At 46.0% G+C, this 11,319-nt stretch carries 11 protein-coding genes; 2 read left to right on the top strand and 9 right to left on the bottom strand.

All coding sequences use genetic code 11. The features are described 5' to 3' along the window. Positions 1 to 29 precede the first annotated feature (29 nt). The 7 genes from AC5JL3_RS12630 to AC5JL3_RS12600 all read right to left on the bottom strand — a co-directional run bounded on the left by AC5JL3_RS12630 (position 30) and on the right by AC5JL3_RS12600 (position 9,032). A complete protein-coding gene (locus AC5JL3_RS12630; protein WP_496074822.1) occupies positions 30 to 1,004 on the bottom strand; it encodes a DNA cytosine methyltransferase in 975 nt (324 codons plus the stop codon). A gap of 2 nt (positions 1,005 to 1,006) precedes the next feature. Continuing rightward, complete coding sequence (locus AC5JL3_RS12625) at positions 1,007 to 2,083, bottom strand: HindVP family restriction endonuclease (protein ID WP_496074821.1); 1,077 nt, start codon at positions 2,081 to 2,083, stop codon at positions 1,007 to 1,009. Between the two features lie 58 nt (positions 2,084 to 2,141). Next, positions 2,142 to 2,777: a Uma2 family endonuclease gene (locus tag AC5JL3_RS12620; RefSeq protein ID WP_496074820.1), complete on the bottom strand. Its 636-nt coding sequence runs from the start codon at positions 2,775 to 2,777 to the stop codon at positions 2,142 to 2,144. Between the two features lie 3 nt (positions 2,778 to 2,780). Then, a complete protein-coding gene (locus AC5JL3_RS12615) occupies positions 2,781 to 3,329 on the bottom strand; it encodes a tyrosine-type recombinase/integrase (protein ID WP_496074819.1) in 549 nt (182 codons plus the stop codon). Positions 3,330 to 3,659: 330 nt separating this feature from the next. Then, positions 3,660 to 3,893, bottom strand: a complete 234-nt coding sequence (locus AC5JL3_RS12610; RefSeq protein ID WP_496074818.1) for a hypothetical protein — start codon at positions 3,891 to 3,893, stop codon at positions 3,660 to 3,662. Position 3,894: 1 nt separating this feature from the next. Beyond that, on the bottom strand, positions 3,895 to 4,536 hold the full coding sequence (locus AC5JL3_RS12605) for a nucleotide-binding protein (RefSeq protein WP_496074817.1): 642 nt from the start codon (positions 4,534 to 4,536) through the stop codon (positions 3,895 to 3,897). A gap of 509 nt (positions 4,537 to 5,045) precedes the next feature. Further along, positions 5,046 to 9,032, bottom strand: coding sequence for a two-partner secretion domain-containing protein (locus AC5JL3_RS12600; RefSeq protein ID WP_496074816.1), 3,987 nt, complete (start codon positions 9,030 to 9,032; stop codon positions 5,046 to 5,048). A 415-nt stretch (positions 9,033 to 9,447) separates the two neighbouring features. Here AC5JL3_RS12600 and AC5JL3_RS12595 point away from each other — a divergent pair, with 415 nt between their 5' ends. After that, the gene (locus AC5JL3_RS12595) at positions 9,448 to 9,825 is read left to right on the top strand and encodes a tyrosine-type recombinase/integrase (RefSeq protein WP_496074863.1); all 378 of its coding nucleotides are present in this window, start codon (positions 9,448 to 9,450) and stop codon (positions 9,823 to 9,825) included. A 90-nt stretch (positions 9,826 to 9,915) separates the two neighbouring features. On the opposite strand, the gene AC5JL3_RS12590 is transcribed toward AC5JL3_RS12595, so the two are convergent. Both AC5JL3_RS12590 and AC5JL3_RS12585 read right to left on the bottom strand, forming a co-directional pair. Further along, positions 9,916 to 10,494, bottom strand: coding sequence for a calcium-binding protein (locus tag AC5JL3_RS12590; protein WP_496074815.1), 579 nt, complete (start codon positions 10,492 to 10,494; stop codon positions 9,916 to 9,918). Between the two features lie 300 nt (positions 10,495 to 10,794). Next, the gene (locus AC5JL3_RS12585) at positions 10,795 to 10,929 is read right to left on the bottom strand and encodes a hypothetical protein (RefSeq protein WP_496074814.1); all 135 of its coding nucleotides are present in this window, start codon (positions 10,927 to 10,929) and stop codon (positions 10,795 to 10,797) included. A 16-nt stretch (positions 10,930 to 10,945) separates the two neighbouring features. Between AC5JL3_RS12585 and AC5JL3_RS12580 the strand changes: the two genes are divergently transcribed. Continuing rightward, a complete protein-coding gene (locus AC5JL3_RS12580; RefSeq protein ID WP_496074813.1) occupies positions 10,946 to 11,152 on the top strand; it encodes a hypothetical protein in 207 nt (68 codons plus the stop codon). Positions 11,153 to 11,319 lie beyond the last annotated feature (167 nt).

Below are 11,319 nucleotides of genomic sequence, written 5' to 3'. Positions count from 1 at the left end.
CTCGACCTGTCTCACCATCCAATAATCTGTCATTTGCAAAACTCAGTATTTTGGCGATAGAGATTAGCAGGAAAAAGTTCTAATTGCTTCATCACAACTCGTCTTGCTACGCGGTCATTATCTCCAATGTACTGAAGGAAGCACTCAGCAATATATTGCCCTAGTTTAACGGGAACTGCGTTCCCAATCATTTGTTCCACACAGGTTTTTGTTCCAAACCATTTGAAGCCTTCTGGGAAAGTCTGGATGTAGCTTCGTTCCAGTGTGGTCAAAGGACGAACCTCACTTGGATCACACAGATCACCCTCATGCCTCTTGTAATTCTTAGGAACAGGTCTGTTCACTCCTCGAATGGTAGGACTAGGTTCATAGATGCTGAAGATGCCTCTTCTCGCATAGCTTCTTGGGTGTCGATAGTAGAACTCGAAATCTAGCTTTTCGCCCATGTAACCATGAACTGTCATTGGAAAAGTAGACTGATTTTTAACAAAATACTCATCGAGAAAACCGTCCTCTGAGTAAAGATGACCAGCAAGAATGAATCTTTTCCGGGTTTGAGGAACTCCACAATAACAGGCATCTAAAACAGTCAAGCTAAGCCCATAACCACTTTCTTTGAATATTGAAAGAGTTTCCGGTAATATCTGGCTTCTTCTTATTCGTTCCACATTTTCCATCAAAAACCATTCTGGTCTCACCTTCGAGATGAGCTTTGCATATGAAAGCGTCAAATTCGCACGACCAAGAGTTTCATCTCTCTTTCCAGCGCTTGAAAAGTCTTGGCAGGGAGGACCACCAATAATCATGTCTGGATTCCATTCTTTAAATCGCCCTACGTCTTTAATATCTGACAAATCAGTTTGAAAGATAGGGTGAGCAAAGTTAGCTGCATAGACATCACAAGATTCTTTCCAGTTGTCAAAAGCTGCTACAACTTCAACGCCAGCATTTTGAAACCCTAATGAAAGACCACCACATCCTGCAAATAAGTCGAGCGCTTTCATAGTTAATCAAAAATGTCTGGTGAGTTGAAAATAATTGCGTCAAAACGCCTTTCGGGGCTTAACAAATTTTGTCCACCGCCGAGAATAATTTCCTTTATCTGTCTTTTAGTAATTCTTGGCTGTGTCAAAACTTCACCTCTCATATATGGGTGCGTTACTTTTCCATTCACAGAAAAAGCTTTATCGTTCCTAGTATCATACGATAATTCATCAATGATTCTGCTATGGTTGATTTGACCATTAAGGCTAAAATCATAAAGCATTCTAAAAAGCCAAACTACCGTTCTTACTTGACGAGTTATGGTTCTCTGCTTGATGAGTTCTTTCCGTGCCACATTTAAGAACAACTGAGCAAAAGCTAAATTACTCCAAACAAAAACATCTAAGCAGTTCTCAGCAAGCTTAGGGGTTTTCCCCTCAGTTTTCCATATTGGCTGCATAACTAATGGTTCTTGTGTGTCCAGAATAGAGAGGATTATCCTGTCAAGAGCAGCACTTATCTTAGACACTGAAGAAAGAATATTTACTCCTTCTTTCCAGTCTTCAATTGCGTCAAATCCGTCTCCAATTAAGACAATTAAGCCTCCTAAGTTTCTTTGAAAATGTCTTGCAATGCTGCAAGCTAAATAAACTATTGTATCAGGTCTAATCACTAATTCACAACCAAACCTATCATCTGTCAAATTGCATGTCGAATTATCTGGAAGTGCTGTTAACTTAATCTCAATTCCTTTCAAACAAGAATTGCTTACTCTACTCAGCGTTACCAAATCAACTCTTGGGAAATCACCTATTACTAATTGTTGAAACGGCACATATGGGCTTTCAAATGAATAAAAAATATCCTCAGAAATGGGGTTTTCTCCATAAAGACTTGTTGTACTGATGCTAGTGTGATAAGTTTGGAGGTTTCCATCAAGTTTTAGATAAATATTCTCAAATCCTTGATACTCAAGAAAAGCTGACAGCGAAGCTGGAAAGGATGAATTGAATTGATTTTTACCCCAAGTGTCTCTTTGAGCAAAATTTCGATTTGAATGATTAATTCCAAAAAGACCCGGGCTTTGATTATCACGCATCGGAGGCTTTAAGCTTGAGATAGTCTCTTAACTCATCTAAGTTATCAAATAGTACTCATTAACCGATGCCTTCCTCAAATTCATCAATGGCTTGAATCTGGTCAGAAATCGTGACGCATTGTTCCAGTAGAGGTATGTTCAAATCTGGCAATAGCTCACTTGAGGCAATCGGCTCATATCCGTGAGTTCCCATAAACTTTGATGGCGTTTCTTCTCGTAAACGGTAGAGTGTCAGTCGATTGACTTTCCACATCCAAACTTCTGTGACTTCCAAGCGCCGGTAAGTCTCTAGTTTGTCAACGCTGCCGCTAGTGATAACCACTTCAATCGCTAGGTCTGGGATGCTTTTCTCTTCCCCTATGCAGTAACATTCGTCCGGTTCAGCCCCAGCTCTTTTTAGCCGTTTCCTGACAGTAGGACTTCCCATTGGAGTATGTTGAATTCGCTTTTTGAGAAGGTAAAACTCTACCAGGGTAGCCAAACGTTTTTTGAGTTTTTCATGCCTCAGGGACGGCGACACAATTTCTAAGACTCCATCCAAGTAGGTGACACGGTAGTGAGAATTGTTTTCCAGTTTGGCTAGCACGGCTTCATACTGCTGCCAGCTCACCTCGCTTCTGGTGAATCTCTCCTCTGGGTCGTCAAGTCCTGCGAGTTGTGGATCGTCAATGAGTTCAAAAAGACTACTAACCATTATTTAAAACCCAATAACTGAAACAGCTTTTCGTCTTTGGTCTGGCGACACTTCCAAGTAGCGCTGTAAGGTTCCCAGGTCATTGTGACCCGATATTTCCTGAATGTGGCGCAGTGGTATTCCAGCGCTGGACATCTGCGTTAGAGCTGTACGGCGAAACGAGTGGGTGCTAACGCCAACTAAACCAATGCGCTCGCAAGCCTTTTTCAGAATCTTGTCTGCCATGAAGCGAGTCATCGGCTGACCTGGGCGACCACCTGGAAACAGAAAACCTGGCTTAACTGAGTAGGCTTGCAACAGTCGAGCCAGCCCTGGCTGGATATCCACCACACGGGTTTTGAGCTTCCCTTTTGTGGTACTCTTCCTGAGAGTTAAGGTTTCACCTTTTATGTCCGTGGTTTGGAGGGCTAACACCTCGCTGACCCGACAACCTGCAAATAGACAGATGCCAAATATCGCTCTATCCCGTGGGGTTACTAACCCTTCGGTAAACAGTTGTCTCAACTCCTCCTGGGTCAGGACTTTTCCTTGTCCGTTGCCATTGACCTTCATAACCCTTGTGAATACTCGCTTCTAACAGATTACACGTTATTATCAGTTTCGTGTAATATCGTCTGAAAGCCTTGATAAACCGTGATTTACCCGGGAACTCGCGCCTCAATTTAGTCCCGCTTATCAATGGCTCTATCACCCCCTCACGAGAGAATCCGGGTTCTGGGCGTTTTTCATGATTTTTTCTTATGTCTGAAGTCTACTCACCGACTTCAGGTAAAGTCCGCGAACGAGTGAATCAATTATTCAGTAGTGTCTGAAAGTCTTTTTAGCTAAACCTGCCCCGGCAACGGCTTGAAAGGACGATTTGACGAAAGCACGAAAGCCAGACTAGCCATGATGCTCCGTCCAAAATTTGAAGATTCGCTGTAATAGTTCAACTTGTGTGCAGCCATAAGTCGCTGCGGCGATTTTGAAATCCTTTTTAAACTCGGCAGTCACCTTGAAATTCAGATTGACGATTTCCCCAGGGTCTGGTTTCTCCAGATTTTCCTTTGTTTGCTTGAGGCTAGGAGGTTCACCTTTGCTGGGCTTACGTGGTGGGGGCGGGGGTTGGGTTGCCATACTATGCCTCTTGTTTACTCAACTTGTTGATGATGCCCTGAGCGACTTCTTCGGCTCGTTGTCTCAAGGTGGGAAAGGTGACTTCAGAAACGGCGCGACCGCTATCGCTTGCCTGTCGATAAGCTGTTTTTTCAGGGATTGAGCCAGCGACAGTGCTATAGCCGGCTTTATGAATGTAAGAGCGGGCTTCTTCGATTTCGTTGTCCCTGTCTCCGACTCGGCAAAGGGCAAAGGTAATTTTGGACTCTGGAATATGAGCCTTGACTAATTCGTGTGCCAACAGGACGGATGGTTTTAAGTCATCAAGGGATAAACCTGTGGGAAGGACAAGCAGCGCCGAAGCGCGAGCTATTTCTAGTGTTCCTTGCATCGAATGCGGTGCGCCATCTAAAACCATCAGGTCATAAACATCAGCGTGTTTGAGCGCTTGGGCAATAGTACGGAATGGTTCGACGGCAATTTCCGGCTGGAGGCAATTTTGCTCTCGACGTTGCTTCCAGTCGGTGCTTGTTCCTTGGGAAATATCGAGGTCAGCAATCTTAACATCCCAACCCGCCGCCGCGTATTCACGGGCAATTAGACGGGCGAGGGTGCTTTTGCCAACCCCTCCTTTCTGGGAAACGACACCCACTAATACGGTCATCTGGCTTTCGTGCAATCGTCCTATAGCGAAATCTTTATATCGTCTTTTCGCTCACAGGTCAAGGACGAATTCTTTAAAGCAAGAAAGCCAGGTTTAACGAAATCGTTAAATCGTCCTTTAGCTCGATTGAGGGAAAATAATACAGGGTGCAGTCCCAAGAATTGGGAAAGAAGAGAAGAATGCGATCGCTTCTCACCTAATCACGCAGTTGTGACAACACTCGTCGGGAATGTCACGAAAGACGACACCAGAGGGATACCGTCACAACAGCAGGAAAACAATATTTCTGAGTTCCCGTCGTGACCAGCTCAAGTCGTCAAATGCACCGAGGTTGACGTAGCTCAAGTCCAACAGCAGGCGACTTTAGAAGGGGATGGTTGAGAGGCGTGAAAGCGGAGAGCGCTCAACTGAAATAGTTTGCTCAAACACCTATTTCAGCAAACTTCTCTAGTAAATAGAGCCACTTTCACCACGAATTTTGTCAGACGGACTCGCTAAAACCTAGGAAGTTACGACCCATCACAATTAACTGGCTGTATCAAGCGATTCGAGGAGGTCACATTAGGAACACTTGCCGTGAGGCTGACTTGACCATCAGGTAACGTCACCCACCCAGTCGCTTCCACTATTGCTGATTTTGTGCCAGGGGGGTTAGTGGAAGACGGTAAGGTTGCATTCCCAGAAGTATTCGACTGACGACTAACTTCAGCCGGAGTCCGCCAGTCTCGCCAACGTGGGTCATCACCCAAGGCTTGTTGAGGAGTAGGTGGCAACCCCCCACGACCCGTAACGACAAAAGAACTACCTTGAACATCTCGACAGGCTTGAGCAATTTCGTCTGAGGCATCCACTACCTCGGTCGGTAATTGGGCGAGTCCTCTTGCCGGGTCAATCCCTGGTGTGATGAGTTCGACTGTGCCACTAAACTCCTCACTTACTCCTGTAGCGGTGATGTCGCTTAAAGGGGTCAGTTGCTCTCTAAAGTCAATGCCAAAGATGCCCGACGCTCTAATGGTTACGTTACCGCCCCGGAAGTCACGCGAATTGGCGCTGATGTCACTATTTTCGTTTGGGACGGCAACCAAGTTGTCTGTATCGATGCTGATGTTGCCGCCAGGGATATTGCTTCCTCTGGCATCGGTGGTGATACTACTACCATTGCGCAACAGAATTAGAGGCGATCGCAGGTTGATATTACCGCCACCACCGGATGTATCAGCTCGAATTCTGCCCCCATTGTTGAGGTAGATGAGATCGGCATCGACAAACAAGGAGCCTGCACTGCCCGTGTTGGAACTGCTGACGGTAACTTCTGCTTGGTCTTGAATGCGGAGGTCTCCGGTTGTCAGAAATAGGTTGCCTCCGGTGCCAGTACCGCCCGTCTCAGCCGCAATGACCGAACCGCTCCCGGTGAGCGTAATGGAGTCTGGGGCAGTAATGGTTAATGTTCCACCGCGACCACTGCTGGAGGTGGAAGCCGAGATTTGTGCGCCATCTTGCAGATTCACCCGCACACTCTGCCCGTTGCCACGAGGTTGAATCGTGAGGTTACCCGCATCGGCAGCCGTGGTGGTTTGAGCGAATAGCCCACTGTCTGCTCCGACCAACTGGAGGTCAGGCGTGTTCACCGTAATGTTGCCAGCCTGACCACGGCTAAACGTTGTTGTAAGCAACCGTCCCCCCTGGCTTAAGCCCATCGTGTCAGCACTGACAGTGATGTTGCCCGCGTCGCCATTGCCAGAGGTGGAAGCTGACAGTTGAGCGTTATTGAGGACTGAGAGCGATCGGGTGGTAATGTCAATATCGCCGCCTCTGCCTACTCCCCCTGCCGAGAGCGTGCTAATCGCATCTCCATCATCAAACAAGACGCTATTGCTTGCCCGAATCTGGATATTCCCTGCATTGCCTTGTCCCTCAGCATCCGTAAAGATTCTCCCTTGGTCTGAGACAGAGAGTGAACCTGTGGTGATACTGACGGCTCCTCCGCTTCCCACAGATCCTTTGAACACTGAGGTAAACACCCCACCTTGGATAAAAGGAGTAGTAGGGGCTGTACCACGAATCTGTACGGAGTCACGCGCGTCAATGGTGACTTGCCCTGAGTTACCTGTTCCACCAACATTGTTAGTATTTACGGCACCCCCGTTAATCAGAAATAGCGAGCCAGTTGTGATCGTTACATCTCCTCCCTGACCCGTAGCTCCTGATGCCACTTGTGTGAAGATACTGCTGGGGAAAAGTTTATTGGAAGATACGCCATCGAGTAAGACGCGATCGCGAGCATTAATGGTAATGTCACCAGCAGATCCCTGCCCATCCGTGTTAGCAACCAATTGACCGCCCCCTGTGAGTGCAAGTGACCCTGTTGTGATGTTGATACCGCCACCGTTGCCAATGCCGGTTTGTCTCACGACATTGAATACACGAGCGTTATCTAAAGAAACGGTATTGCGGGCATTAATATTTACACTGCCTGCATCTCCTCGTCCATTTGTGTCAGAAACCAATTGGCTACCCTCGGTGAGAGCAAGCGACCCTGTTGTGATATTGATACCGCCACTGTTGCCAATGCCGGTTTGTCCTACGAAGTTGAATACATCACTGCCATCATCAAGGGAGACGAGATCGCGGGCATTGATAGTCACTCTGCCTGTATTTCCCTGCCCATTTGTGTTAGAAACCAATTGACTACCCTCGGTGAGAGCAAGCGACCCTGTTGTGATGTTGATACCACCACCGTTACCAATGCCAGTTTGGTTCACGGTATTGAACATGAAACTGCGATCAAAAGAGACCGTATCGCGGGCATTAATATTTACACTGCCTGCATCTCCTCGTCCATTTGTGTCAGAAACCAATTGGCTACCCTCGGTGAGAGCAAGCGACCCTGTTGTGATATTGATACCGCCACTGTTGCCAATGCCGGTTTGTCCTACGAAGTTGAATACATCACTGCCATCATCAAGGGAGACGAGATCGCGGGCATTAATATTTACACTGCCTGCATCTCCCTGCCCATCCGTGTTAGAAATCAGTTCAGTACCCCCTGTAAGTGCAAACGACCCTGTTGTGATGTTGATACCGCCACCGTTACCAATGCCAGTTTGGTTCACGGTATTGAACATGAAACTGCCATCTAAAGAGACGGTATCGCGAGCATCAATATTGACATCACCGACATTGCCCTGCCCTCGGGTGAATAAAAGCAATCGAGTGCCTCTAATAGCAAGTGACCCTGTTGTGATGTTGATGTCGCCACCATTGCCAATGCCGGTTTGTTCCACAGTATTGTATACAGTGCTGCTATCGATAGAGACAGTATCACGAGCGTTGATGAAAACATCACTCGCATCCGTTGGCTGAGATGTATTCGCAACAAAAAGTGTATTATCAAACAAAATTGTCCCGGCTGTGATCGTTACATCTCCAATGTCACCCATGCCATCAGGCTCAGCCGTGCTGAATAATGCGCTTCCATCAATAGTGATACGATCGCCTGCTGTCAGAGTGATGTTGCCCATCGTTCCCTCTCCAAACAAGCTGTTTGCTAAGATGCTGTCGCTAATTGTGATGGAGCCAGTCGCATTCAACTCCAGATCGCCTGTCTGGGTAGCAGGGAATCGTGAATCACTCGGAATCTCAATCCGAAGAGTGCTGCCCAAGATATCAATATTCCGGGACAGAATCCGAATACTCCCCCCGTCCCCTTTTACATTAATGTCACCCCCATTCCTTAACAAAGCATCTGCTCGTGTCACCCCATCCGCTAGGTTTAATTGCCAGTCTTCTTGAGCAGTTGATAAATTGATGGTTCCTGCCCCACCAACACTGCCCAGTTCAACATAGCTACCCGGACTGATTACCCGTCCACCATCCAACTGAACAGGTCCGCCAACCAGTAACAGATTTTGTCTCAGGGGAACTTGTAAACCTGTGTCATTAAAGATGGATTGATTGACAATCGATTGTGCTGCCAGTTGATTGAAAAATAAGGCATTGGGATTAACGTTCAAGAGCTGACTCGGTAACGGTTGCGTCGCATCGCTACTGAACACTTCACCATTGGGAAAGCCGATCTCACTCGCCGTCGTTGCCACAAACGAACCCCCAATATTGAGGGACGCATTCGGGCCAAACAGAATGCCATTGGGGTTGAGCAAAAACAGATTCGCTGTACCATTTGCCCGAATCACGCCATCAATATTTGAGATTGACCCACCCGTAACGCGGCTGAAAATGTTCTGCACATCTACTGCATTGTTGAAGTAGGCAGAACCGCCAGTTGGCACAGAAAACTCGCTAAAGCTGTGGAACAGATTGCCACCCCGCGTTGTTCCACCATCGATCTGAAAGTTGGGGTTGCCTGTAACTTGCGATCGCTCTCCTACTGGCAGTGTTGTATCTCCAACCACTTGTGCGGCTGTTGGGTTAGAGATAAAGAATGCATAGAAGACACTGCCAGGAATGAGCCATTTTTCTAGATGACACCCTTTCATCTCAAGGAATCTCCTGCGGAAGTAGCTAGACTCTATCATTTGATAGATAAATAAAGCCTCTCTAGTGCATCTATCCGTAGGATATTTTTTTGTCTTTAGGCAATATGACATACCACAGCCTACTTTACGACTAACTTATTGAGTCTAATTCGCAACAAATAGCTAAAAACAGCCTCCAAAACCAGGACTCTTGCTAAAACAACGGTATAGCGTTAATTTATGGTTGCTCTTTTAACAAATGAGCAATCATTAGAACAAGATGAAGAACAACCGTAACGGTCAAGCAGAAATACTTAGGGAAGAACAGCTAGAGGAGTTGTTTGGTGTCTTGTCTCCCAAGCACAAGTTGTTGTTTGTAACTTGTTACTACACGCCCTGTCGAATATCAGAATTACTTTAGCTACAAAGAGCAGACATTATTGGTAACTGTATTGTCTTTAGGGCATCTACTACCAAAACAAAAAAGACCAGAGAAGTCAAAATTTTACATAAGCTGGCTCAGATCATGAATGAGGTGGGGTTGCCAGATAAGGGCTATCTCTTCCCCAATTCCACTGGTTGTCGCATGAGCAGACAAGCAGCAGATAAAGCCCTTAGACAAGCTTGTGACTATATCGGCTTGAAAGGTGTCTCGACTCACAGTTTCAGACGAACTGGAATCACCAAACTGCATGACGCTGGAGTACCGCTCCGTACACTTCAGAACCGTACTGGTCATGCGAGTTTAGCTAACTTGGCTCTTTATGTAGAGGTGAATCAAGCTGATGTTGATGCGGCTGGAGAGTTACTTTAATTTTTCTTGAAAGGCTTTCAATCAACTTCCTTAACCTTCTCTAGATGCGCTCACTCCTCGTAGATAACTGGTCAACACTCATCGAATGGCTTAGACAAAGTTGAAGTCTAATTGCAAGCTGAGATTAATTACATTTTCTACAACAGCAATCAAATTACCTTGGTAGCTAATGTCTGACCCTCCAAAAATATTTTGCTCAATTGAGTAGTCACTGGCGCTGCCAAAGACTTGAAGTTTATCGCCTTCTGCCCGATTAAAATCAATAATCCTAGCGTGTTCATTGCTTACCGGACTTGTATAGAAAGCAAACCCTTCACCGAGAACAAAAGTGTCTGCTCCTTTACCTCCGGCTAGAAGGTCAAAATCAAAGTCTGGTGCGGTACCGCCACCATAACCAATCAGGTAATCTTCGCCATAACCACCATACAGTTCATCAATGCCAGAACCCCCATACAAAGTATCGGAACCGTATCCTCCAAAAAGAACATCACTGCCACCATTTCCTAACAAAGTATCATTTCCTTTGTTACCGTACAGGCGATCCTGGCTATCATCCCTGCCGAACAAGGTATCATTACCAGCACGACCATACCCGATTGGGGTATCAAAACCTAACTGGAAGAAATCGTCTCCAAGTGTTCCATAGTAGTATGTTTTATTGTTCGTCATTGTCACCTTCCCTGATTGCTTAAAGTACAGCAACTTAGCGGCTTTGATTAAAGATGTTAGCTTCAATTACAAGAGTCTTGTAAATATTTAGGGAATAAAGGTTATTGCAAACACTTCAAAAAAGCGATCGCACATCTTGGTTCTTGGGGCGACGTAATAAACTTTCCGTAAAACGGACTTTTGTACTAAGCTTGGGCATGACTTGCAAGGCTTATTTATGACTTAGCCTACCTCTAAAACATTCCGTAAAAAAGTCCAAAACCTGAATGTTTGATGGTACAGGTTATCCATATAATCCTTCTAATTTCTAGCAAAATAAGCCGGGTCTTGGTCGCGACGATGCTTAATCGGAATCGGCTGACCTTGTTGATCACCGACCAAGCTTGCCGTTTTTTCGATTGCCTCCCTGAGTCGCTTAGCAGCAAAGATCGACATATCGCGAGGTACATTAATGCGTGAGCGTAAATATCTCAGCGCACCATCAGAGCCAGTCGGCGGCACACAAACAACACCCGTCATCATCCAAGTCAATGCACAACGCAGAGCTATTTCAAACAATTCGTCATCAGCCGGATTGACTCGAATAATATTAGCGCGATGCTTAATTACCCGAATTAGCGCTTCAGCACGGGAGCTTTCCGGTTCTGGGCATTCGTGACAAGTTAAGACAGAGTAATTCTTGTCAATGAGAGAATATACTTAATTTCCTTTTAACGAGAATGATAATCAAACCGAGGAGAGAGGGGGAGAGGATAGCGCTGCTATCCTCTCGGGACTTAAACAAAAATGAAGAGTTAATAGAAGTATAATACTTGCTTAGTAGAC

The sequence above is a fragment of the Symplocastrum torsivum genome (assembly GCF_059505465.1).
The sequence above is the reverse complement of the archived record's forward strand: the minus strand, read 5'-3'. Positions and strand labels throughout refer to the sequence as shown.